The organism is Variovorax guangxiensis (genome assembly GCF_003952165.1).
In the GTDB taxonomy this organism is placed as follows: domain Bacteria; phylum Pseudomonadota; class Gammaproteobacteria; order Burkholderiales; family Burkholderiaceae_C; genus Variovorax; species Variovorax guangxiensis.
This window is the reverse complement of record NZ_RXFT01000003.1, coordinates 78,124-101,269: the sequence shown is the minus strand read 5'-3', so window position 1 is coordinate 101,269 and position 23,146 is coordinate 78,124. Positions and strand designations below refer to the sequence as shown.

Annotated in this window: 23 protein-coding genes; 14 read left to right on the top strand and 9 right to left on the bottom strand. The window is 68.2% G+C overall.

Translation table 11 applies throughout. The features are described 5' to 3' along the window. Window positions 1-22 precede the first annotated feature (22 nt). A complete protein-coding gene (locus EJP67_RS08920; protein WP_126021365.1) occupies window positions 23-484 on the bottom strand; it encodes a hypothetical protein in 462 nt (153 codons plus the stop codon). Between the two features lie 250 nt (window positions 485-734). On the opposite strand from EJP67_RS08920, the gene EJP67_RS08915 reads away from it, so the two are divergent. Both EJP67_RS08915 and EJP67_RS08910 read left to right on the top strand, forming a co-directional pair. Then, window positions 735-1,910 carry an efflux RND transporter periplasmic adaptor subunit gene (locus tag EJP67_RS08915; protein ID WP_126021701.1) on the top strand — a complete coding sequence of 392 codons (1,176 nt, stop codon included), beginning with the start codon at window positions 735-737 and terminating at the stop codon, window positions 1,908-1,910. Next, the gene (locus tag EJP67_RS08910) at window positions 1,907-5,065 is read left to right on the top strand and encodes an efflux RND transporter permease subunit (protein ID WP_126021364.1); all 3,159 of its coding nucleotides are present in this window, start codon (window positions 1,907-1,909) and stop codon (window positions 5,063-5,065) included. The genes EJP67_RS08915 and EJP67_RS08910 overlap by 4 nt, the downstream gene beginning before the upstream one ends. A gap of 166 nt (window positions 5,066-5,231) precedes the next feature. Here EJP67_RS08910 and EJP67_RS08905 read toward each other — a convergent pair whose 3' ends face one another. The 4 genes from EJP67_RS08905 to EJP67_RS08890 are packed head-to-tail and all read right to left on the bottom strand — an operon-like array spanning window position 5,232 to window position 8,556. After that, the gene (locus EJP67_RS08905) at window positions 5,232-5,873 is read right to left on the bottom strand and encodes a histidine phosphatase family protein (RefSeq protein WP_126021363.1); all 642 of its coding nucleotides are present in this window, start codon (window positions 5,871-5,873) and stop codon (window positions 5,232-5,234) included. Between the two features lie 20 nt (window positions 5,874-5,893). After that, entirely contained in the window at window positions 5,894-6,520 is a 627-nt protein-coding gene (locus tag EJP67_RS08900) for a DUF4136 domain-containing protein (protein WP_126021362.1), read from the bottom strand. 46 nt (window positions 6,521-6,566) lie between these two features. Beyond that, window positions 6,567-7,511: a tRNA 2-thiocytidine(32) synthetase TtcA gene (gene ttcA, locus EJP67_RS08895; protein ID WP_126021361.1), complete on the bottom strand. Its 945-nt coding sequence runs from the start codon at window positions 7,509-7,511 to the stop codon at window positions 6,567-6,569. Window positions 7,512-7,566: 55 nt separating this feature from the next. Beyond that, window positions 7,567-8,556, bottom strand: a complete 990-nt coding sequence (locus EJP67_RS08890; protein WP_126021360.1) for a LysR family transcriptional regulator — start codon at window positions 8,554-8,556, stop codon at window positions 7,567-7,569. 100 nt (window positions 8,557-8,656) lie between these two features. Between EJP67_RS08890 and EJP67_RS08885 the strand changes: the two genes are divergently transcribed. Beyond that, entirely contained in the window at window positions 8,657-9,889 is a 1,233-nt protein-coding gene (locus EJP67_RS08885; protein ID WP_126021359.1) for an MFS transporter, read from the top strand. Window positions 9,890-9,909: 20 nt separating this feature from the next. On the opposite strand, the gene EJP67_RS08880 is transcribed toward EJP67_RS08885, so the two are convergent. Beyond that, the gene (locus tag EJP67_RS08880; protein WP_126021358.1) at window positions 9,910-10,284 is read right to left on the bottom strand and encodes a dihydroneopterin aldolase; all 375 of its coding nucleotides are present in this window, start codon (window positions 10,282-10,284) and stop codon (window positions 9,910-9,912) included. A gap of 11 nt (window positions 10,285-10,295) precedes the next feature. Beyond that, window positions 10,296-11,075 (bottom strand): SDR family oxidoreductase, encoded by a 780-nt coding sequence (locus tag EJP67_RS08875; RefSeq protein WP_126021357.1) that lies wholly within the window; start codon window positions 11,073-11,075, stop codon window positions 10,296-10,298. A 23-nt stretch (window positions 11,076-11,098) separates the two neighbouring features. Between EJP67_RS08875 and EJP67_RS08870 the strand changes: the two genes are divergently transcribed. The 5 genes from EJP67_RS08870 (at window position 11,099) to EJP67_RS08845 (ending at window position 16,682) form a co-directional block, all read left to right on the top strand. Beyond that, a complete protein-coding gene (locus EJP67_RS08870; protein WP_126021356.1) occupies window positions 11,099-12,214 on the top strand; it encodes a class I SAM-dependent methyltransferase in 1,116 nt (371 codons plus the stop codon). A 768-nt stretch (window positions 12,215-12,982) separates the two neighbouring features. After that, window positions 12,983-13,873: a TauD/TfdA dioxygenase family protein gene (locus EJP67_RS08860; protein ID WP_126021355.1), complete on the top strand. Its 891-nt coding sequence runs from the start codon at window positions 12,983-12,985 to the stop codon at window positions 13,871-13,873. Between the two features lie 26 nt (window positions 13,874-13,899). Further along, complete coding sequence (locus tag EJP67_RS08855; protein WP_126021354.1) at window positions 13,900-14,910, top strand: ABC transporter substrate-binding protein; 1,011 nt, start codon at window positions 13,900-13,902, stop codon at window positions 14,908-14,910. A gap of 63 nt (window positions 14,911-14,973) precedes the next feature. Next, window positions 14,974-15,816 carry an ABC transporter ATP-binding protein gene (locus EJP67_RS08850; RefSeq protein ID WP_126021353.1) on the top strand — a complete coding sequence of 281 codons (843 nt, stop codon included), beginning with the start codon at window positions 14,974-14,976 and terminating at the stop codon, window positions 15,814-15,816. Then, complete coding sequence (locus tag EJP67_RS08845) at window positions 15,813-16,682, top strand: ABC transporter permease (protein ID WP_126021352.1); 870 nt, start codon at window positions 15,813-15,815, stop codon at window positions 16,680-16,682. Before EJP67_RS08850 ends, EJP67_RS08845 begins: the two co-directional genes overlap by 4 nt. A 9-nt stretch (window positions 16,683-16,691) precedes the next feature. On the opposite strand, the gene EJP67_RS08840 is transcribed toward EJP67_RS08845, so the two are convergent. Further along, entirely contained in the window at window positions 16,692-17,090 is a 399-nt protein-coding gene (locus EJP67_RS08840) for a DUF5329 family protein (RefSeq protein WP_126021351.1), read from the bottom strand. 114 nt (window positions 17,091-17,204) lie between these two features. Here EJP67_RS08840 and hisN point away from each other — a divergent pair, with 114 nt between their 5' ends. The 5 genes from hisN to EJP67_RS08815 are packed head-to-tail and all read left to right on the top strand — an operon-like array spanning window position 17,205 to window position 21,160. Beyond that, window positions 17,205-17,981: a histidinol-phosphatase gene (hisN, locus tag EJP67_RS08835; RefSeq protein ID WP_126021350.1), complete on the top strand. Its 777-nt coding sequence runs from the start codon at window positions 17,205-17,207 to the stop codon at window positions 17,979-17,981. Between the two features lie 12 nt (window positions 17,982-17,993). Further along, window positions 17,994-18,188 (top strand): DUF2905 domain-containing protein, encoded by a 195-nt coding sequence (locus tag EJP67_RS08830; protein ID WP_126021349.1) that lies wholly within the window; start codon window positions 17,994-17,996, stop codon window positions 18,186-18,188. Window positions 18,189-18,226: 38 nt separating this feature from the next. Next, on the top strand, window positions 18,227-19,153 hold the full coding sequence (locus EJP67_RS08825) for an ROK family protein (protein WP_126021348.1): 927 nt from the start codon (window positions 18,227-18,229) through the stop codon (window positions 19,151-19,153). 19 nt (window positions 19,154-19,172) lie between these two features. Further along, on the top strand, window positions 19,173-20,717 hold the full coding sequence (locus EJP67_RS08820) for a tetratricopeptide repeat protein (RefSeq protein ID WP_126021347.1): 1,545 nt from the start codon (window positions 19,173-19,175) through the stop codon (window positions 20,715-20,717). After that, entirely contained in the window at window positions 20,714-21,160 is a 447-nt protein-coding gene (locus EJP67_RS08815; RefSeq protein ID WP_126021346.1) for a DUF1877 family protein, read from the top strand. Before EJP67_RS08820 ends, EJP67_RS08815 begins: the two co-directional genes overlap by 4 nt. 21 nt (window positions 21,161-21,181) lie before the next feature. On the opposite strand, the gene EJP67_RS08810 is transcribed toward EJP67_RS08815, so the two are convergent. Further along, complete coding sequence (locus EJP67_RS08810; protein ID WP_126021345.1) at window positions 21,182-22,627, bottom strand: aminotransferase-like domain-containing protein; 1,446 nt, start codon at window positions 22,625-22,627, stop codon at window positions 21,182-21,184. Window positions 22,628-22,810: 183 nt separating this feature from the next. Here EJP67_RS08810 and EJP67_RS08805 point away from each other — a divergent pair, with 183 nt between their 5' ends. Further along, a complete protein-coding gene (locus EJP67_RS08805) occupies window positions 22,811-23,143 on the top strand; it encodes a hypothetical protein (protein WP_126021344.1) in 333 nt (110 codons plus the stop codon). The last annotated feature ends 3 nt before the right edge of the window (window positions 23,144-23,146 follow it).

The window sequence follows — 23,146 nt, the reverse complement described above, 5'->3', positions numbered from 1 at the left end:
CGCCGGCCGTCTTCTTGCTTGCTTACTGCGTGTTGAGGGTGTCGTTCGAGGTGAACGGCCAGATGTTCAGGAACGGCTTGTCCAGCGATTCACGGCTGGCGGTGGCTTCGTCGGGCGTGAGGATCCACACCTCGCGCAGCAGCCCGGCGGCGTCGCGCGTGTAGTTGACGAGGTACTTCTGGCCGACGATGGCGCCGGGCATCACCAGCATGTTCTGGCCGCTGCGGATGCGCGCGCCGGCGCCCAGGCGGTCGGGCCTGCCGTCGAGCTCGACGTCGGGCGCGTTGGTCACCATGAACTTGCCGCGCAGGGTGCCGATGGGGAAGGTGCGGCCGCCCACGAGCGACTCGTTCTGGGTCTGCGGACGGGGCACTTCGTCCTGCGCGCTGGCGGCGATCGGGAAAAGGCCTGCAGCTGCAATGGCTGCTGTGCAAAGCGCTATGGAAGTGAGAGCATTCGTGGATTGTTTCTTGCAGCGGTTCATGGGGTTTATCCAGAGGCTGTGGACCGGCGATTTTAGCGATGGGCCCCTGTCGGCCCCGGCCGGCCGCAGCGAGTAGTGCGACTTTCGGTTGACCTGCTTTACATTTCTTTACGGGACCCATGATCACCAGGAGTCGGCCGCTGATCCAATAGCCGTGTCAGCCCAAAGTGCACAAGAACCCATGAAGAAAAATGTCGCCGTCGCCCTTGCGGGCGTGTTGATCGTAGCCGTCGTGGGCGGGTGGTGGAGCATGTCCGCAGACAAGTCCGCCGCGAAGAACGCCAAGGCCCCGGCCGCTGGCGGCGCACCGGCGGGCGGTGGCGCTGCGGCGCTCGTGACGCTGGCCACGGCGAAGAAGCAGGACGTGCCCGTGACCGTGCAGGTCAACGGCAGCGTGGTGTCCCTCAACAGCGTCGACCTGCGCCCGCAGGTGACCAACACGGTGAGCGCGGTGCATGTGAAGGAAGGCCAGTTCGTCAAGGCCGGCCAGTTGCTCTTCTCGCTCGACGACCGCAACGACCAGGCCAACCTCGCGCGCGCGAAGGCGCAGCAGAAGAAGGACGAGGCCACGCTGGCCGACCTGGAGCGGCAGTACAAACGCAGCCAGGAACTGGTGGCGCAGAACTTCATCGCCAAGAGCGCGGCCGACGCCACGCTCTCGCAGCTCGAGGCGCAGCGCGCCGCCGTGGCCGCCGACCGCGCGGCCGTGCAGTCGGCGCAGGTGGCGCTGGGCTATGCCACGCTGCGCGCGCCCATCGCGGGGCGCATCGGCGCTGTCAACATCTACCCGGGCACGCTGGTGCAGCCGACGCTGTCGCTGGTCACGGTCACCCAGCTCGACCCGATCGCCGTGAGCTTCCCCGTGCCCGAAGGCAACCTGCAGGACCTGCTGGAGGCCGCGCGCTCGCGCTCCAAGGTCGAGGCCGTCGTCACCGGCCGCAGGGAGCCGCTGACCGGCACGCTCGATTTCGTCGACAACACCGTCGATCCGCAGATCGGCACCGTGCGCGCCAAGGCCGTGTTCGCCAATGCCGACCAGAGCCTGTGGCCGGGGCAGTTCGTGGGCACGCGCATCACGGTGCGCACGCTCAACGGCGTCACCGTGGTGCCGGCCGCGGCGCTGATGATGCTGTCCGACGGCGCATCGCTGTACGTGGTCGACCAGGCCAAGACCGCCACGCGCCGCAAGGTGAAGGCGCTGCACACCTTCGGCACGCAGGTGGCGGTGAGCGGCATCGAGCCCGGCGAGCAGGTGGTGATCGAGGGCAGCCAGAACGTGCGCCCGGGCGGCAAAGTGCGCGTGGATGCGAAGGCGCCGGGCACGGCTCCAGGTGCTCCGGTGAACGGCACCACGGGCGTCACGCCCGGCAGCGCCGCATCTACCGACGGCACCGACATCAAGCCGCCGCGCCAGGAACGCGCATGAACATCTCGGAGCTCTGCATCCGCCGTCCGGCGATGACGGTGCTGCTGTCCGCCGCCGTGGTCGTCATCGGCATCTTCGCGTACTTCAGCATCCCCGTTGCCGCGCTGCCCAGCTACAACACGCCGGTCATCAACGTCAACGCGCAGCTGCCCGGGGCCAGTCCGGACACCATGGCCTCATCGGTCGCGCTGCCGCTCGAAAAGCAGTTCTCGACCATCCCCGGCCTGCAGACCATCAGCTCGGTGAACACGCAGGGCGTTACCTCGCTCACGCTCGAATTCGTCAGCAGCCGCGACATCGACGCCGCCGCCGTCGACGTGCAGGCCGCGCTGCTGCGCGCCCAGCGGCAGCTGCCGCAGGAGCTGACGCAGCTGCCCTCCTACCGCAAGGTGAACCCGGCCGACGCGCCGGTGCTCTTCATCGCGCTGATCTCTCCGTCGATGAATCCGTCGGAGCTCAACGACTACGCCGAGAACCTGATCTCGCCCACGCTCTCGACCATCGACGGCGTGGCGCAGGTGGGCGTGTACGGCCGCAAGGCCTTCGCGGTGCGCATCAAGGCGAATGCCGACCTGCTCAACGCACGCAACATCACGCTCGACGAACTCGCCAAGGCGGTGAACTCGGCCAACGCCAACACGCCGGTGGGCGTGCTCGACGGCCCGCGCCAGACGCTCACCATCCAGGCCAACCGCCAGCTCATGAAGGCGGCCGACTTCGCCAAGCTCATCGTCGGCCAGCGCAACGGCTCTCCGGTGCGGCTGGACGAAGTGGCCACCATCGAGGACAGCTTCGAGTCGGTGAAGACCGCCAGCAGCTTCAACGGGCAGGACTCCATCTCGCTGGCCGTGCAGCGCCAGCCCAACGCCAACACCGTGCAGGTGGTGGATGCGGTGCGCGCGCTCATCCCGCGCTTCAAGGCGGAGCTGCCGCAGTCGGTCGAGATCCAGATGGTGAACGACCGCTCCATCTCCATCCGCGAGGCGGTGCACGACGTGCAGCTCACGCTGCTGGGCACCATCGCGCTGGTGGTGCTGGTGATCTTCCTGTTCCTGCACCGGCTCGTGGCCACGCTGATCCCGGCCGCGACCATTCCCATCTCGCTGATCGGCGCGGTGGCGCTGCTCTATGCCTTCGGCTACAGCCTGGATAACATCTCGCTGCTGGGCATCACGCTTGCGGTGGGCCTGGTGGTGGACGACGCCATCGTGGTGCTCGAGAACATCATGCGCTACGTCGAGAAGGGCATGGACCCGTTCGCCGCGGCGCTGCGCGGCGCGCGCGAGGTTGGCTTCACCATCGTGTCGATCTCCATCTCGCTGGTGGCGGTGTTCATCCCGATCTTCTTCATGCCGGGCGTGATCGGCCTGCTGTTCCACGAATTCGCCGTGGTGGTGGCGCTGGCGGTGCTGGTGTCGGCGGTGGTGTCGCTCACGCTGGTGCCGATGCTCGCGAGCCGCCTGCTCAGGCAGGTGCCGCGCAAGGAAGGCGCGATGGACCACGAGGAAGAACACCCCGAGCCCGGCACCGCCATTGGCCGTGCCTTCGAGCGCGGCTACCGCAAGGTGCACGCGACCTACATGAGCACGCTGGACTGGACGCTGGGTCACCGCAAGGTGATGCTGCTGATGGCGGCGCTGACCTTCGTCGTCACCGGCTGGCTGTTCGCGACCATCCCGAAGGGTTTCTTCCCCGAGGAAGACATCGGCCAGATCCAGATCACCACCGAGGCGGCCGAAGACATCTCCTTCACCGCCATGAAGGCGCTGCAGGACCGCGTGGCCGCCGCGCTCAAGGACGACCCCAGCGTCGACTACGTGAGCTCCTTCGTCGGCGTGGGCGGACCCACCGCCACGCAGAACTCCGGCCGCCTGTTCGCCGTGCTCAAGCCGCGCAGCGAGCGTCCGCAGATGTCGAAGGTGCTCGAGTCGCTGCGCCAGCGCTTCCGCGAGATCCCGGGCATCGCCGTCTACATGCAGCCGGTGCAGAACCTGCGCCTGGGCGGGCGGCAGAGCAAGGCGCGCTTCCAGTACACGCTGCAGAGCGTCAATGCGGGCGAGATGGTGCCCTGGGCCACGCGCCTCATGGAGCGCATGCGCGCCGACCCCGACTTCCGCGACGTGACCAGCGACTCGCAGAACCGCGGCCTGCAGGCCACCCTCGACATCGACCGCGACAAGGCCGGCGTGCTCGGCGTGGCCGTGGGCGACCTGCGCACCGCGCTCTACAACGCGTACGGCGACCGCCAGATCGGCAGCATCTACGGTGCGAGCAACACCTATCAGGTGATCCTCTCGGCCGCCGACGACGACCGCCAGTTCGAGGAAGACGTCTCGCGCCTGTCGGTGCGCAGCACCACCGGCAAGCTGGTGCCGCTGTCGGCCTTCTCGACCGTCAAGCGCACCGTGGGGCCGACCGCGGTCAACCACCAGGGCCAGCTGCAGGCGGTGACGGTGTCGTTCAACCTCGCGCCCGAAGTGCCGCTGGGCAACGCCACCGCGAAGATCGACCGCTTCAAGGAAGAGCTGAAGATGCCGCCGTCGATCATCACCACCTACGGCGGCGACGCGGCGGTGTTCCAGAGTTCGCAGTCGAGCCAGGCCGTGCTGCTGGTGCTGGCGGTGCTGGTCATCTACGTGCTGCTGGGCGTGCTCTACGAGAGCTACATCCACCCGATCACCATCCTCGCGGGCCTGCCCTCGGCCGCGGTGGGCGCGCTGATCTCGCTGAAGCTCTTCGGCTTCGACCTCACGCTCATTGCCACCATCGGCATCCTGCTGCTGATCGGCATCGTGAAGAAGAACGCGATCATGATGATCGACTTCGCCCTGGAGGCCCAGCGCACCGAGGGCATGAAGCCGGTGGACGCGATCCGCGAGGCCTGCCGCCTGCGCTTCCGCCCGATCCTGATGACCACGCTGGCCGCGCTCATGGGCGCGCTGCCGCTCGCACTGGGCCTGGGCGCCGGCGCCGAACTGCGTCAGCCGCTGGGCGTGGCGGTGGTGGGCGGCCTGATCTTCTCGCAGGTGATCACGCTCTACATCACGCCCGCGATCTACCTCGCGCTGGACCGCTACAGCGGCACAGGCCCCATGGTCGACCTGCCGGGTGAAGCGCAGGCGGAGGCAGCCCACGCACAGCACTCGCACGCCTGAAAGCGGGAACGCGGGAGCGGGCAGCCGAACGCAGAAGGAAGACAAAAGCTACGCAAAAGTCGCAAAGGAAACCAGGAAACCTTTCAAGGTTTTCTTTCGCGCCCTTCGCGAAACCTTCGCGTCCTCTGCGTCCTCCGCGTTCGGCAGTCCGATCCCGCTCCCGCCCTCAGGTAGTCGTTTCGTCCAGAGCACCGTCCGTGAGGTGCGTCGTATCGCTCCACCCCACGAGGCTGAACCCCTCGCTCGTCCACAGCATGCGGTTGATGGCCGCGTTGCCCAGCTGCCACGTGCGCGGCGCCTGAAGCTCCTGGCGCGTGGCTGCGCGGTAGAGCACGTCCATCACGCCGCCGTGTGCGACCAGCACCACCAGTTCGCCCGGATGGCGCGCGGCCAGTTCGGAAGCAACGCCCGTCACGCGGTCGCGGAAGCTCAGGAGGCTCTCGCCGCCCTCGGGCTCGAATTCGGGATCGCGCTCGCGCCAGCGCTTGGCCTGCACCGGCAGCGTGGCCTCGATCTCCGCGAAGCTCATGCCCTCGAACTTGCCGAAGGCGCGCTCGCGCAGCCGGGGCTCGGGCTGCACGGCCAGGCCGTGGGGCTCGGCGATGGCCTGCGCGGTCTGCCAGGCGCGCGAGAGGTCGCTGGCATAGACGACGCCGATGGGCTCGTCGGCCAGCGCCGCGCCCGCGCGCCGTGCCTGCCACACGCCGGTGGCGTTGAGCCCGATGTCGAGCTGGCCCTGGATGCGGGTGTCGACGTTCCAGGCGGTCTCTCCGTGGCGTACGGCGATCAGGCGGGTGGGTTCTTCCATCCGGGGAATTCTAGAAGGCGCTATTTTTTGGCCTGCTGCCCGGTCTGCAGCTCGATGTTGACCCGGCGCTCGCCCTGCGGCGGATTCGGGAAGCCCTGCAGCGCCGCCTGGAACATCACCGGCAGGATCGCCGCACTCGACGTGTAGGGGCCATCGTTGCGCGCGCGGGTCTCGTAGACCACGCGGTTGGTGGCCGCCTCGCGCAGCACGATGCTCACCTCGCGCTCGTACCAGGGGTTGGCCGGCGGCGCGAACACCGGTCCGCCATACCAGCCGCCGCCGTACCAGCGACGGCCGTAGTAGCCATAGCCGCCGTAACCGTAGCCCCAGGGGCCGTTGTAGAGCCACGGGTCGGCCCAGGGCGAGAGTCCGGCCGTCACCCGCGCGCCGATCTGCGCGGTGTACCGGGCCTTGGCGTCGTCGCGGCGCAGGCCGACCTGGTCGAGCGCCGCGCCGGCCATGGCTTCGAGCGATTCCTGCCGCGCGCCGTCGGCCTGCTGCGAGGGCAGGCGGTCGAAGCGGTAGGTGGCGCCGGGCGCCACGGCGCCGATGGAGGAGAAGCTCTTCACGTCGCTGTCGACCACCCAGGAGGTGGCGCAGCCCGTCAGGCTGGCGGCGAGAAGAAGAGCCGAGATGGCAGATTTCATGAGGGTCTCCGGGCACTGGTGCCCCAAATTCCCCTGGGTTGCCCGTTCAGCCCTGAGCGATGCGCAGGGCGGCAGGTGCCTGGGAGAGCAGATCGAAGGAAGGCGGATCGAAGGCCTTGTCGCCCTCGTCGTCCGCCACGCCGGTCGCCTTCAGACCCTTGAAGTCGTGCCGCGTTCCGTCGAGCAGGTGCGAAGGCACCACGTTCTGCAGCGCGGTGAACATGTTCTCCACGCGGCCGGGATACTTCCTGTCCCACTCGCGCAGCATTTCGCCGACCTGCTTGCGCTGCAGGTTCTCCTGGCTGCCGCACAGCGTGCACGGAATGATCGGGAACTCGCGGTGCTGGGCCCAGCGGATGGTGTCCTTCTCGGACACATACGCCAGCGGGCGGATCACGACATGTTTGCCGTCGTCGCTCACCAGCTTGGGCGGCATGCTCTTCAACTTGCCGGCGAAGAACATGTTGAGGAAGAAGGTCTGCAGCATGTCGTCGCGGTGGTGGCCCAGCGCGACCTTGGTGGCGCCCAGTTCGTCGGCCACGCGGTAAAGAATGCCCCGGCGCAGCCGGCTGCACAGGCCGCAGGTGGTCTTGCCCTCGGGAATCACGCGCTTGACGATGCTGTAGGTGTCCTGGTTCTCGATGTGGAAGTCCACGCCCAGCTCGCTCAGGTACCTGGGCAGCACCTCCTCGGGAAAACCGGGCTGCTTCTGGTCGAGGTTGACCGCGACGATGTCGAAGTGGATGGGCGCGCGCGCCTTCAGCTTGAGCAGGATGTCGAGCAGCGCGTAGCTGTCCTTGCCCCCCGAGACGCACACCATGACCTTGTCGCCCTCCTCGATCATGTTGTAGTCGACGATCGCCTGCCCGACCTGGCGGCACAGGCGCTTCTCGAGCTTGTGCGTCTCGCGCTCGATCTTCATGGAGTTGGCGGGAGAGGGAGCGGTGGCGTCGGCGGTGGCGGGCGCCTCGTCGATCCAGACGGCGTTCATGGGCAGGCTGCTTCGGGGAGTCGGGGGAAGGGGGTGATTGTCCCCGATCCCCATTTCACCCGCCATCCGGCCCGTTTCCGGCCTTCCCGGCTTTTCCGGTTCCTGGCAGCGGCGACTCCGGAAAGGCCTGCCGCATCGCCTCCACGAAGAGCCGCAGCCTCGCCGGATAGAAGCGCGCGTACGGGTACACGATGTAGACCGGCGCCGGCGTCCCGAGCCATTGCGGAGCCAGGTGCACCAGCCGGCCCGCGTCCAGCTCCTCGGTCAGCATCCAGGCCGACGACACCCCGACGCCCACGCCCAGCACGGCCGCGCTGCGCAGGGCGTAGAGGCTGTCGGTGATCATGCGCGGGCGTATGGGCACGCGGTACACCTCGCCCGAGCCTTCGTGCGTGAACACGACTTCGGTCCGGTAGAAATTGCGCGCCGCCAGCCAGGGCAGGGCCTCGAGCTCGGCGGGGTGCGCCGGCGCCGGCGTGCCGGCCCCGAAGAGCGACGGCGCCCCGACCGCGATGCGGGGCACGTCGAAGAGGCGGATCGCCACGGCGTTGGGGTCCGTTACCTCGCCCACGCGAATCGCGCAGTCGACGCCCTCGGCGATGAAGTCGGGCGTTTCGTCATGCGGGCTGTCGTGCAGCAGCCATTCGACCGTCACCTGCGGATGGCGCTGCAGATATGTGGCCAGCGGCCCGACCAGCAGCTGCTGTCCGAAGGCATGCGGCACCACCACGCGCAGCCGGCCCTCGGGCTGGTCGCCGACGCCGCGCAGCTCGGCCTCGAAGGCGCCCCAGCTCAGGATCAGCTCCTTGGCGCGGTCGAAGCAGCGCTCGCCGTCTTCCGTGAGCTTCATCGCATGGGTGGATCGCTGCAGCAGCCGCACGCCCAGCGAGCGTTCGAGCGCCTGCAGGCGGCGGCTCACGGTGGGCTGGGTGGTGCCCATCTGCGCCGCGGCGGCCGACAGGCTGCCGGCCTCGACGATGCGCACGAAGGTCTGCATCAGCTCGATGCGGTCGGCCGGAGGCGGGGGCGGGAGAAGCGTGGCCATGCGTTGAGCGTATATCAATTGTTCGGCCCGCAGGGCTACCTTCAGAGGAGGATGGCCCGCAAACTCCAGCCCTTGCTTCTCGAAACCAAGGGTTTACACCATGTCTTCCATTCAAAAAGCGCATGAAAAGCTGCCGGGATCACTGATCCTGCTGCTGGCGGCCAGCGCCGGCTTCGGCGTCGCGGCGCTCTACTACAGTCAGCCCATGCTGGGCGTGCTCGGCCCCGACATCGGCGCCTCCGCCCGCTCCGTGGGCTTCGTGCCCACGCTCACGCAGCTCGGCTATGCGCTGGGCATCCTGCTGCTCGCGCCGCTGGGCGATCGCTTCGACCGGCGCCGCATCATCCTCGCCAAGGCTTCGGTGCTGGTGCTCGCGCTGCTGGGCGCGGCGTTCTCGCCCTCGGTCGCGCCGCTGCTGGTGGCGAGCCTGGTCATCGGCCTGGCGGCAACGCTGGCGCAGGACGTTGTGCCGGCCGCCGCCACGCTGGCGCCCGAGGCGCATCGCGGCCGGATCGTCGGCACGGTGATGACCGGGCTGCTGCTGGGCATCCTGCTGTCGCGCGTGCTCGCCGGCTTCGTGGCCGAGCACTTCGGCTGGCGCGCGATGTTCGTCGTGGCGGCCGTGAGCATCGCGCTGATCGGCGCTGCCGCCGCACGCGGGCTGCCGCGCCTGCGCCCGACCACGCACCTGGGCTACGGCGCGCTGCTGGGTTCGCTGGCCGGTCTGTGGAAGCGCCATGGCGCGCTGCGCCGCGCGACCTTCGCGCAGGCCCTGCTGTCGGTGGGCTTCAGCGCCTTCTGGTCGACGCTGGCGGTGATGCTGCATGGCGCGCCGTTCCACCTGGGCAGCGCGGCCGCCGGTGCCTTCGGCCTGGCCGGTGCTGCGGGTGCGTTGGCCGCGCCCATCGCCGGGCGCCTTGCCGACCGTCGCGGCCCCGAGCTGGTGATCCGCATGGGCGCTGCGCTGGTTGCCGTCTCGTTTGCCGCGATGCTGTTCGCACCGCTGCTGGCGACGCCCGCCGCACGCTTGGGGCTGATCGTGGTCGCCGCCATCGGCTTCGACTTCGGCCTGCAGGCTGCGCTGATCGCGCACCAGACTGTGGTCTACGGCATCGACCCCGGCGCACGCAGCCGGCTCAACGCGGTTTTCTTCACGGGGGTGTTCGTCGGCATGGCCACGGGCTCCGCGCTGGGTGCCCTGGTGCTGGCGCAGTGGGGATGGCCGGGCGTGGCGGCGATGGCCTCGGTGTCGGCGCTCGGCGCACTGGCCGTGCGCATGTGGCCGGCCGGCTCGAAGAAGAAGGCGGCCGTGGCCTGCGGCTCGGCGGCCTGAATTGCTGCCCGGCTAGTGGCTCACCACTCTCCGGCTTCCATGCGGATCGCCACCTCGCAGTCGTCGAAGATCTCCAGCTTGGCGATCTTCACGCGCACGCCCAGCACGCCGGGCAGCTGCAGCAGCCGTTGCGCCAGCTTGCCGATCAGGCTCTCCAGCAGGTTGACATGCTCGGCGGTGCACTCGTCGATGATGATGCGGCGCACCTTGCGGTAGTCGAGCACGTGGAAGATGTCGTCGTCCTGCGGCAGCAGCGGCTGGGGGCCGAGATTGAGCTCGGCGTCGACCAGGATCGGCTGGGGCGCCGTTTTTTCCTGCTCGAGGATGCCCAGGTTGGCGTCGAAGCGCAGGCCCTGGAGGGTGAGTGTCTGGTGGCCGTGCGAGGGAGTGGACATGGTGGATTGGCTCACATGAGCGAGAAATCGCGCTCGAATTTCATCAGGTGCTGGCCACCGTCCACCAGCAGCGTGGTGCCGGTGATCGAGCGGTTCTCCAGCGCGAACTTCACCGTGGCGGCAACGTCCTCGGGCGTGGACGAGCGGCCCAGCGGCGACAGCTTGTGCAACTGGGCGAACTTGTCGTCGTCCAGCATGTGGCTCGCCAGCGTGAGGCCGGGCGCCACGCCCACCACGCGCACGCGCGGCGCCAGGGCCAGCGCCAGCATCGGCGTCGCGGCCTCGAGCGCAGCCTTGGACAGCGTGTAGCTCAGGAAGTCGGGGTTCGGGTTCCAGAGTTTCTGGTCGAGCAGGTGCACGACGGCGCCGTGGGCGTCGCGCGCGGCCAGGTGCTCGTGCAGCGCATTCGCCAGCAGGATGGCCGCGCCGGTGTTGCTGCGCGCATGGCGCTCCATGAGCGCGTAGCCGAAGGTGGCGGCCTCGTCGTGCTCGAAGAGGGCCGCGCTGTGCACGACGGCATCGACGCTGCGAAAGCGCGCCACCACGCGGGGCAGCAGCGCGCGCGTGGCCTGCTCGTCGTCGAGGTCGGCCGAGAACAGGGCCGAGTCGCCCGAGAGCGCGGCGCAGTCGGCGACGGTCTGCTCGGCTTCGGCGCGCGAGTTCCGGTAGTGCACCGCCACCTGCCAGCCGCCCGCGGCCAGTGCGAGCGCGATCTCGCGGCCGAGCCGGCGGCCCGCGCCCGTGACGAGGACCGTGCGGGGGGAGTTGGATGCGGGGGAGGCGGGGCTCATGCGGGGAGAGGGAGAATGGCGCTGTGACGACAAAGACGACCCCCAGCAGTTTACCTACCGCCCTCGACCACCTCATCGCGCGCTCCGTCGAGCGCGCGGGCGGGTGGATAGGCTTCGACCGCTTCATGGCCCTCGCGCTGTACGCGCCCGGCCTCGGCTACTACGCCAACACACTGGCCAAGTTCGGCCACATGCCTTCGTCGGGTAGCGACTTCGTGACTGCGCCCGAGCTCACGCCCATGTTCGGCCAGACGTTGGCGGCGCAAGTCGCCGAGGCGCTGGAGAAGACCGGGACCGATACGGTCTGGGAATTCGGTGCGGGCTCCGGGGCGTTGGCTGTGCAGCTGTTGCATGCGCTCGATGGGATGGGGCGTGGTGATGTGCGCTATCGGATCGTCGATCTGTCGGGGACCTTGAGGGAGCGGCAGCAGCAGGCGCTGGCGGGGCATGCGGGGCGTGTGGAGTGGCTCAACGAACTGCCTGAATCGATGCAGGGGGTTGTCGTTGGCAATGAGGTGCTCGATGCGATGCCGGTGCAGTTGCTGGCGCGTGCCGGCGGGCAATGGTTCGAGCGGGGCGTTGTGCGGAACGCTTCGGACGATGGATGGGCGTGGGCCGATCGTGCGACTGAACTGCGGCCGCCGGTGGAGGTGCCTGGAGAGCATGACTACCTCACGGAGATTCATCCGCAGGCCAAGGCGTTTGTTGCGACGCTCGCGGATCGGTTGAAGAAGGGGGCGGCTTTTCTTATCGACTATGGGTTTCCCGAGGCGGAGTACTACCACCCGCAGAGGCATATGGGGACTGTGATGTGTCATCGGGGGCACAAGGCTGATGGGGATCCGCTGTCTGATGTTGGCTACAAGGACATCACTGCACACGTCGACTTCACTGGGGTTGCTCTTGCTGGACAGGATGCTGGGCTTGCTGTGCTTGGCTATACGAGTCAGGCGCGGTTTCTGTTGAATTGCGGGTTGCTTGGGGTGATGGAGCAAGGGACTGTTGCTGAGCGGGGGATGGCGGCTCGGCTCATCCATGAGCATGAGATGGGGGAGTTGTTCAAGGTTGTGGGGTTTGCTGTTGGGGAAGCTTGGGACGCGATGGGGTTCAGGGAGGGGGATCGCAGTCATACGCTTTGAGTGACTGCGTTTGCTTTGCTTCCCGAGGCCGGGACTCGCCCCGGCGGGCGACCTACTTTTCTTTGCTTCGCCAAAGAAAAGTAGGCAAAAGAAAGGCGACCCCACTGTCTGCGACCCCTTCGCTTTGCGAAGGGGCAACCTGCGGTGCTCGCGTTTCGCGGGGTCTCGCAGAACTCGCTTCGCTCAGACAGCTGCGAGCCCTTGTCCGCGAAACGCTGCGCTCCTCGGCGCAGCCAGAGGGGAGGGGAGATGCCCGGGCCATCGCGTTGCTCGGCCCCCAAGGCATGGCAGGCGCTTCGCGCCTGCCGTGCTTGGAATGAGGCGGTGAGGTTGCTGCGTGCGCTGCTGGCGCCGTCACGACTAGTTCTGAACCTGTATCCCCGGCCGAGCGAAGCGAAGGCCAGTCCAAGGCTGTTCAGAAGCCGAGCGCAGCGATGGCGCGTGTCGATCCCTTCTGGCTGCGCCGAGGAGCGCAGACGTAGGAGGGATCAGGGCCGCAGCTGTTTGAGCGCAACGAAGTGAAGCGAGTTCTGCGGACCCCCTCCTACGTCGAGCACCGCAGGTTGCCCGTAGCGAAGCGAAGGGACGCAGACAGTAGGGTCGCCTTTTCTTTGCTTACTTTCTTTTGGCGAAGCAAAAGAAAGTGAGTCGGCCGCCGGGCCGAGACCCGGCCCCGGGAAGGAACCCCTCACCACGCCAAAAACAAAGTCATAAGCTAGCAACAAAGAGTTCGTTGCCGATCCAAACCCCGCCCCCTACATTCCCGGCATGACTGCCGCCCCTGCCAGCGAGGTAAGCCCCCCTTCGCAGCACTTCGAAGTGCGCCCTTTCAATGCCCCGGTCGGCGCCGAGGTAGTAGGCCTCGACATCTCGAAGCCCATCAACACCGAAGACTTCACCCGCCTCCACAAGGCCCATCTCGACCACCACGTCCTGGTCTTCCGCAACCAGCAGATCACCCCGCAAGAGCACATCGATTTCAGCCGCCGCTTCGGCCCGCTCGAAATCCACGTCCTCCACCAGTTCCAGCTCAAGAACCACCCCGAGATCCTCATCGTCTCCAACATCAAGGAGAACGGCGAGCCCATCGGCCTCGGCGACGCGGGCGTCTACTGGCACTCCGATATCTCCTACAAGCCCAAGCCCAGCCTCGGCTCGCTGCTGCACGCCCAGGAACTGCCGAGCGAAGGCGGCGACACGCTCTTCGCCGACCAGCATCTCGCATGGGAGTCGCTGAGCTCCGAGCTCCAGCAGCGCATCCTGCCGCTGAAGGCCGAGCACAGCTATCTCGCAAAGTACGAGGAACTGCGCGCGAAGAACCCATGGCGGCCGAAGCTTTCGCAGGCGCAGATCGATCAGGTCGCACCCGCGGTGCAGCCGGTGGTGCGCACGCATCCGGAGACGGGCCGCAAGGCGCTCTTCGTCAGCGAGCATTTCACGACGCGCATCGTCGGGCTGCCTCAGGAAGAGAGCGACGCGCTGCTGGCCGAGCTGTTCGCGCACAGCGTGAAGCCCGAGTTCGTGTATCGCCACCAGTGGGCGCCGCATGACCTGGTGTTCTGGGACAACCGCTCGCTGATGCACCTGGCAGCGGGCACGCCCGACCACCTGCGCCGGCGCCTGAACCGCACCACGATCGTCGGCGACACGCCTTTCTGATTTTTCTTTCCTAGCCACCGCTTCCAATGAACCGTTTCACCCGCAAGGCCGCGGCGCTCGTCGCCGGCCTCGGCCTTCTCGCCGGCAGCCTTGCCGCGCATGCGGAAGGCCAGATCCGCATCGCCGAGCAGTTCGGCATCGTCTACCTGCTGCTCAACGTGGCGCAGGAGCAGAAGCTCATCGAGAAGCACGCGAAGGCTGCGGGCATCGACGCCAAGGTCGAGTGGGTCAAGCTCTCGGGCGGCTCGGCGGTGAACGACGCGCTGCTGTCGGGCAACATCGAGATCGCGGGCGCCGGCGTGGGGCCGCTGCTCACGCTGTGGGACCGCACCAGGGGCAAGCAGAACGTGAAGGGCGTGGCCTCGCTGGGCAACTTCCCGTACTACCTGGTGAGCAACAACCCGAACGTGAAGTCGATTGCCGATTTCACCGACAAGGACCGCATCGCACTGCCCGCGGTGGGCGTCTCGGTGCAGTCGCGCGTGCTGCAGTTCGCCTCGGCCAAGCTCTGGGGCGACAAGGAGTTCAACAGGCTCGACAGGATCAGCGTGGCGGTGCCGCATCCCGATGCGGCGGCGGCGATCATCAAGGGCGGCACGGAGATCACGGCGCACTTCGGCAATCCGCCGTTCCAGGAGCAGGAGCTCGCGGGCAACCCGAATGCGCGCATCGTGCTCAACTCGTACCAGGTGCTGGGCGGGCCGTCGTCGGCGACGGTGCTGTACGCGACGGAGAAGTTCCGCAGCGAGAACCCGAAGACGTACAAGGCCTTCGTCGACGCGCTCGACGAGGCGGCGAAGTTCGTCACGGCCAACCCCGAGAAGGCCGCCGACATCTACCTGAAGATGAGCAACGCGAAGCTCGAGCGCGACCTGCTGCTGAAGATCATCAGGAACCCCGAGGTGCAGTTCAAGACCACGCCGCAGAACACCTATCCGCTGGCGGAGTTCATGCACCGCGTGGGCGCGATCAGGAACAAGCCGGCTTCGGTGAAGGATTACTTCTTCGACGACGCGCAGAACGTGTCGGGGAATTGAGTGAATACAGCGGCTGTTCTGGATTCGCGGGTCGACTCCCTCTCCCATCGGGAGAGGGCGGGGGTGAGGGGGGAGCCTCCGGCATCGTCGCCAGCCTTCACCCCGACCCTCTCCCGCGAGCGGGAGAGGGAGCAAGACAGCGCGCCGCTACTCCAGGTCGACAACGTCAGCCTCGAATACCGCACCCCCGAGCGCGTCGTGCGCGCCACGCACCGCGTGAGCTTCGACGTCCATGCCGCCGACCGCTTCGTGCTGCTCGGTCCCTCGGGCTGCGGCAAGTCCACGCTGCTGAAGGCCGTGGCCGGGTTCATCCCGCCGGTCGAGGGTGAGATCCGTCTCGACGGAAAGCGCGTGGCGCAACCAGGCCCCGACCGCATCGTCGTGTTCCAGGAGTTCGACCAGCTGCCGCCGTGGAAGACGGTGAAGCAGAACGTGATGTTCCCGCTGCTGGCCTCGCGCGCGCTCGGCAGGAAGGAGGCGGCCGAGCGCGCGCTGCACTACCTCGACAAGGTCGGCCTCTCGAAATTCGCCGACGTGCATCCGCACCAGCTCTCGGGCGGCATGAAGCAGCGCGTGGCGATTGCACGCGCGCTGGCGATGCAGCCGCGCGTGCTGCTGATGGACGAGCCTTTCGCAGCGCTTGATGCGCTCACCCGCCGCAGGATGCAGCAGGAGCTGCTCGAGCTGTGGGAGGAGGTGCGCTTCACGCTGCTGTTCGTCACGCACTCCATCGAGGAGGCGCTGGTGGTGGGCAACCGCATCGCGCTGCTGTCGCCGCATCCGGGGCGCATGCGCGCCGAGATCAACAGCCACGCCTTCACGCTCGACAGCCTGGGCGGCGCCGAATTCCAGGGCACGGCGCAGCGCATCCACGACATGCTGTTCGAAGAGGAGGCTGCCGTATGAGCGCCGTCGTCCCGCCGGTCCGCACCGAGTACGAGCGCACGCTGGAGCCCTTCACCGATGTGCCGGTCGAACGCCGGCTGCCGCTGGGTGAGCGCATCTGGTCACAGGCCTGGCTGCGCAAGGGGCTGATCCTCGCCGTCATTGCCGTGCTGTGGGAGCTGGCGGCGCTGTGGCAGAACAACGACTTGCTGCTGCCCACCTTCACTGCCACTGCGGCGGCGCTGTTCGACGGTCTTGTGAGCGGCGAGCTGATCGAGAAGGTGCGCATCTCGCTGGCCGTGCTGCTGCAGGGCTACGTCGCCGGCGTGCTGCTGGCCTTCGCACTCACCACGCTGGCGGTGTCGACGCGCCTCGGCCGTGACCTGCTGGACACGCTCACCTCCATGTTCAACCCGCTGCCCGCCATCGCGCTGCTGCCGCTGGCGCTGCTGTGGTTCGGGCTCGGGCGCGGCAGCCTCGTGTTCGTATTGATCCACTCGGTGCTGTGGCCGCTGGCGCTCAACACCTACGCGGGCTTCCAGGGCGTGCCCGACACGCTGCGCATGGCCGGGCGCAACTACGGTCTCAAGGGGCTGCGCTACGTGCTGCAGATCCTGGTGCCGGCGGCGCTGCCGTCGATCCTGTCGGGGCTGAAGATCGGCTGGGCCTTCGCCTGGCGCACGCTGATCGCGGCGGAGCTGGTGTTCGGGGCCTCTTCGGGCAAGGGCGGGCTGGGCTGGTACATCTTCCAGAACCGCAACGAGCTCTACACCGACCGCGTGTTCGCGGGGCTCGCGCTGGTGGTGCTGATCGGCCTGCTGGTCGAGAGCCTGGGCTTCAGGACGCTGGAGCGGCTGACGGTGCGCCGCTGGGGGCAGCAGCGCTAGGGTGGCCGGCTAGCCGCCGGGCTTCTTCGCGCCTGTCGCCTGCCGCAGCGCGCGCAGTTCGCTGTTGAGGAACTCGTTGGCCTCGCGCACCGTGCCGTTGGTGAGCTTCACCCTGTAGGCCTGCCCCGTCATCTCCGAGCGCGAGGCGCAGCGCTCGATGAAGTCCTCGGCCGTGACCAGCTCCTTTTTGAAGTAGTCGTACTTCGCCTGCATGTGCTTGGCGGCGTCGGAGGCGTTGTACTCGCTGCCGTTGCGCAGGAAGATCATCGAGCTCATCTTCGAGACCCGCTGTATCAGCGTGTCGATCAGCTTGTCTTCGGTGTCGGAGGGGGTGGCGTGGGCCAGCAGAGTCGCGGCGCCGAGCACGAGGGCGAGCAGGACCGTGCGAAGGTGGTTGAAAGAAGCCATTTGTCGTAGTTCGTGGCAATTTCCGGGCCATGCTAGGGCTGGCGGGCCCGCTGTGTCAAACAGGGGCCGGCTCGGGTCTAATTGCAGGTTTTGGCAAGCGTTTCCAACTCTTTCATGAGCTCCTCCTCTTCCGACCTCTCGCCGATCGCCGAAGCGCTGGCCGATGCCGCCGCCGCCAAGTCGATGCACTACTTCCGCACGCCGCTGGACATCATCACCAAGGCGGACGAAAGCCCCGTCACGCTGGCCGACCGCGCCGCCGAGACGGCCATGCGCGAGATCCTTGCTGCCCGGGCGCCGGCCGACGGCATCTACGGCGAAGAGCACGGCCCCGAGCGGCTCGATGCCGGGCGCATCTGGGTGCTCGACCCCATCGACGGCACGCGCAGCTTCATCACCGGCTCACCGCTGTGGGGCACGCTGATCGGCGTGCTGCAGGGCGGGCGCGTGGCGCTGGGCATGATCGACATGCCGGTGCTCAAGGAGCGCTGGATCGGCGTGGCGGGCCGGGGCGCGACGCGCGACGGCCAGCCGGTGCGCGTGAGCGGCTGCACCGAAGTGGCCAAGGCCCGCATCGTCACCACCTCGCCCGACATCTTCGCGCCGGCCGACTGGAGCGCCTTCGATCGCCTGAGCCGCCAGTGCGCCATGCGCCGCTTCGGCGGCGACTGCTACGGCTACGCCCAGCTGGCGGGCGGCACCATCGACCTCGTGGTCGAGACCGGCCTGCAGCCGTACGACTACCTCGGACCGGCGGGCCTGATCGAGGCGGCCGGCGGCGTCATCACCGACTGGCAGGGCCAGCCGCTCGGGCTGAAGTCCGACGGCCGGGTGATCGCGGCGGCTACGCCCGAACTCCATCGGCAAGCGATGGCCATTCTCTCGGCCTAGACTGTCGCCACTATGTTTCGCTGGCTGATCGTCGTCGTCCTCGCGCTGGTGCTCATGAGCGGCCTGACCGCCTGGCTGCGCCGCTTCGGCTTCGGACGGCTGCCGGGCGACTTCGAGTTCCGCGCCTTCGGCCGCGAGTGGCAGCTGCCCATCGCCAGCACCATCGTGCTCAGCATGATCGCGGCGCTGGTGGCGCGCTTTCTGTAGACAGAGCACAGAACCAGACAAGGAAAAGACGAACCGCAATGAGAGCCTGCGTAGACATCGGCGGCACCAAGGTAGCCGTGAGCCTTTCCGCCTCGAGCGACGCGCCGCTGATCGGCCGCCGCAGCGAGCCTACGGCCAAGACCGGCGACAACGACGCGGTGGCGGTGCAGATCATGCGGATGATCGACGAGGTCTGCGCGCAGCAGGGTGTCGATCCGGCTTCCATCGACCGGGTGGGCGTGTCGTCGACGGGGCCCTTCGAGTTGCGCGACGGGCTGGTCGAACTCGCCACGCCCAATATCTGCGGCGGCATCGCGGGGCCATCGCGCGGCCTGCCCAATTCATGGATGACCGCGATCATCGAAGCCCCGCTGGTTCAGCGCTTCGGCAGCGTTCGTGTCGAGAACGACGCCGTGGCCGCCCTTGAGGCCGAACGCCATTGGGGCGCGCTCCAGGGCCTGGACAACTGCGCCTATGCCACCTGGAGCACCGGCGTGGGCGTGGGCCTGTGCGTCGACGGCAAGGCCTTGCGTGGCAAGAACGGCAACGCCGGGCACGCGGGACACAGCTTCGTGGTCGACGATGCCACCGGGGCGCTGTGCGGTTGCGGCAACTACGGCGACGTCGAGGCGCTGGTTGGCGGAAATTCGATCGGCCACCGTTTCGGACAGTCCGCCGCCGACCTGTTTTCCGCCGCATCCGCCGGCGAACCCAAGGCGCTGGAGACGGCGGAGGCGTTGTGCCGTGTGTTTGGCCGGATGCTCTACAACATGGTCATCATCCTCGACCTGCAGCGCATCAGCCTGGGTGGAAGCGTGTTCTGGCATCACCGCGACTTCGTGCTGCCGAGGCTGCAGGCGCAGATCGACGGCAGGCTGCTCCCTCTCACGCGCGGGGTGATGCTTGTACCCGCCGGCCTGGGCGACAAGGTCGGCGACTACGCGGCGCTCGCGCTGCTCGACTGACCCGGGCACCCGGCGAACCATGACCCCCTTGCCTCGCCGCCGCTCGTTCGCCTACCTGCTGTGGCTGGTGGGCGGCTTCATCGGCGCGCATCGCTTCTATCTGGGCAGCTACCTGGGCGGGGCGGGGCAGTTGGCATTTCTGGTGTACGGAATCGCCGGCCTGCCGGGCGGCCGCTTCTGCCTGATGGTGCTGTTGCCGTGGATGCTGTTCGACCTGTGGTGGATTCATCGGCGCATGAGTCAGCTGCAGGCGCAGGGCCCGGCCGAGGAGGAGGAAGAAGAAACCCCGCCCGCCGCCGCGCGCCACGCTTCCCGTCGCCCCGCGCCGAGGGACCCCGCCAAGGATTACGACCTTGCCGCCCTCGCCGAAGCCAACAAGCTGCAGGAGCGCTTCGTGGCAGCCGCCGAGGCCGGCGACTGGACGCAGGCCGTCGCCATCGGCGAGCAGATCGTCGCCGCCACGCGCCGCGTGTTCAAGGGCCCGCACCAGAACCTCGCCATGACCCTGTGCATGCTCGGCCAGGCCTGCTACCAGATCGACGCCTTCGACAAGGCGCGCGCCAGCCTCGAGGAAAGCCTGTCCATCGGCCGCAAGCTCGGCATGCCCGCGGAGGACATGGACGTCGCCCGCAAGGCGCTGGACCTGACGCTGGTCGGCATCGAGCAGCGCAAGGCGCGCGGCGCGACCACCGACGAGCAGGGCGCACTGCTGAACCTGTTGGACGACCGCGAGGCCCGCTACCGCGACGCGCTCGCGCAGGGCGACCTGAAGAGCGCCGAAAGGCTCTGCGCGGAGGCCATCGCCACCAGCCGCCGCCTGCACGGCGGCGCGCACCGCAGCGTGGTGCTGCATCTGTCCAGCCATGCCGAGCTGTGCCGGCGGCTGCGCTGGAACGAGAAGGCCCAGGCCTCGGCCGACGAGGCCCTCGCCGTGGCCGCGCAGCTCGGGCTGGACGACAGCTGGCGGCGCGGTCCGACCAACACGCTGGCGCTGCTGCATGCCGCGGCCGGACGTGCCGACGAGGCCGAGGCGCTCTACAAGAAGACCATCGCCATGGCGGTGGCCGAGGCCGGAGGCGGCTCCAGCGACGGCGTGGTACGCGCCTTCAACAATCTCGCGTTCCTCTATGCCGAGTCGGGCCAGGACGCGAAGGCCGAGCTCTGCTACGCACGCGCCCTGGTGCACCTCGACAAGCTCCCGCCGGGCGAGGGCGACGCCGAGCTGCATTCGGACATGCTCAACAACTTCGCGAGCCTCTTCATGGCGCGCCGCGACTTCGTGCGGGCGCGGGAGCTGTTCGAGCGCTCGCTCGACATCCAGCAGCGCAGCTGCCGCGGCATCTCGTCGTCGGCCGCCAATGCGCACAACGACCTGGGCCTGATCGCGCAGGAAGAGGGCGAGCTGCGCCAGGCGCTTGCGCACTTCAAGCGCACGCTGCTGCTCAACCAGATCTGCGCGCCCGACCATTTCAGGAACATCGACAACGCGCAGCGCAACATCGACAGCGTGAGCATCGCGCTCGCCGCGGTGGCACGCGCCGCACGCATGGAGCCCAGCACTTGAGCATCGGCGCCGCCTTCTACGCCCTCGACCGCTACCGGCTGCGCGCGCTGGTGATCGATCCGTCCACCGTCTCCGCCTTCCTGAATTCGCCCGCGGCGAAGGGCGGCCCGCGCGACAGCCAGACGGTGGAGCAGGCCTGGGACGTGGTGCGCACGCTGATGCCCGAGGCGGTCGACGGCGAGGAGCTCGACGGCACCGACGGCCTGGGCTGCATTTACCTCACTGCCGCCCACGTGGAGCGCGCGGCGGCACGGCTCGCGCAGTGCGACGTGGCGGCGCTGGTGGGCCGATTCACTGCCGAGCCGGCGAAGTTCGGCGAGTTGTACTGGGCCAAGGCCTGGCAGGAAGGCGCTCAGGACCTCGCGGGCTTCATGGACGGCGTGAAGCGCTTCTTCGCCGAAGCGGCCGCAAGGCGCGACGCCGTCGTGTTCTACATCGTCTGAATCGCGCCGAAGCGCCGGCGGCTAGCGTGGCGGAGGCACTGCCGAGACGATCTCGCCCAGCCGCCGCAGCCCCGCGTCCACCGCCTTCGAAAACGGCCAGCCGCAGTTGATGCGCAGGTAGTTGTCGAAGCGCCCGGAGTTCGAGAACTGCGCGCCCGGCGCCACCAGCATCTGTTCGCGCAGCGCGGCGTCGAACACGTTCACCGACGAGCGCTGCTGCGGCAGTTCCACCCACAGCTGCAGCCCGCCGCGCGGCAGGTTCAGCCGCGTGCCGGCCGGGAAATAGCGGGCGATGGCGTCGGCCGTCTGGTCGCGCTGCATGTGCAGCCGCTCGCGCAGCCGGCGCAGGTGGCGGTCGTAGCGCCCGCCCGCGATGAACTCGCCGGCGGCGATCTGCGCCAGCGCCTCGTTGTTGCGGGTCTGCGCGTACTTGAGCATCTCCACCTGCGCATGCCAGCGCCCGGCGCTGATCCAGCCCAGCCGCAGCCCCGGCGCCAGCACCTTGTGCAGCGAGGCGCAATAGATAACGTTGCCGGTGCGGTCCCACGACTTCAGCGCCCGCAGCGGCGCGTCGGTCTCCACCAGGTCGCTGTAGGTGTCGTCCTCGACCAGCGCGATGCCGTGGCTCTCGCACAGGTGCGCGAGCCGCTGCTTGTGGCTGTCGGGCATCACGCTGCCGATGGGGTTCTGCAGGTGCGGCACCACCACCACGGCCTTGATGTCGTCGTAGGTGTGGATGGCCAGGTCCAGCGCTTCCAGCGAGATGCCGGTCTGCGGGCTGGTCGGGATCTCCAGCGCGCGCAGGCCCAGGCTCTCGAGCACCTGCAGCAGGCCGTAGAAGGTGGGCGACTCCACCGCCACCGTGTCGCCAGGCTTCGCGACGGCGCGCAGCGCGAGGTTCAGCGCCTCGATGCAGCCGTTGGTGACCAGCACCTCGTCGGGCGCCACCGTCATGCCTATGCGCAGGCTGCGCTGCGCCACGGCCTCGCGGAACTGCTCGTGGCCCTTCTGCGCCGAGGCGGTGGTCAGCAGTTCGGGCCGCTGGCGCAGGGCGCGCGTCATCGAGTTGCGCAGGGCCTCCGCGGGATACAGCTCGGGCGCTGCGCGGGCGATCGCGAAGTTGAGCTTCACGCCCGTATGCCGCCCGCGCGCCATGAAGTTGGCCATGCGCGCGCGCATGCTCACGAACTGCGCCGGGTCGGGCGGCACGTCGGCCACCGGTTCTTCCATCGGCGCGATGGCCAGCCGCTGCGGCCGGCGCACGAAATACCCGGAGCGGTCGCGCGCCTCGACCCAGCCGTCGCTTTCCATGGCGCGGCAGACCTGCAGCGCGGTGGACAGGCTGATGTCGTGCAGCCGCATCAGGCTGCGCAGCGATGGCAGCTTGTCGCCCTGCTTGAGCGAGCCGGTGTGGATCGCATCCACGTAGTGCGCGGAAAGCTGGCGGTAGAGCGGTAGCGAGTCCATGGATCGATGTTCCCCGCATCGGGCATCCGAAAACAGATGCAGTTGCCTGGGAAAACGACCATAACAGATGCGTTTTCAGCCATGCTGTTCCGGTCGCAATAGCCATGGCGTGTGCCTGTTTTCCGGGCAGCAGGATTCCTACGATGAAGCCTCGTCCAACCCACCTATGCCGACGTAGCCGCCATGATCACCACACTCTCCCAAGCGCCCGATTCCATCGTCCTCGAACCCGGACAGTCCCTGCGCACCTCGGTCGAGGCCGGCGCCTGGCTCCAGCTGGCCGAAGGCAGCGCGCGCGTGGTGTCGCCGCCGGGCTGGTTCGGCGAGACCGTGTTCATGACCGAGACGCTGCTCGAGGAAGGCGACATGCACCGCCTGCCGCACGGCGGGTGGATCGAGGTGTCGGCGCTGACGCCGGTGCACCTGCGGGTGCATGCGCCCATGGCCGCGAGGGCGGCCGCCCCTGCCCAGCCGCGGCCGGTGATGCGCCTGGTGCGGCTGCTGACCGGCTGGTGAGCG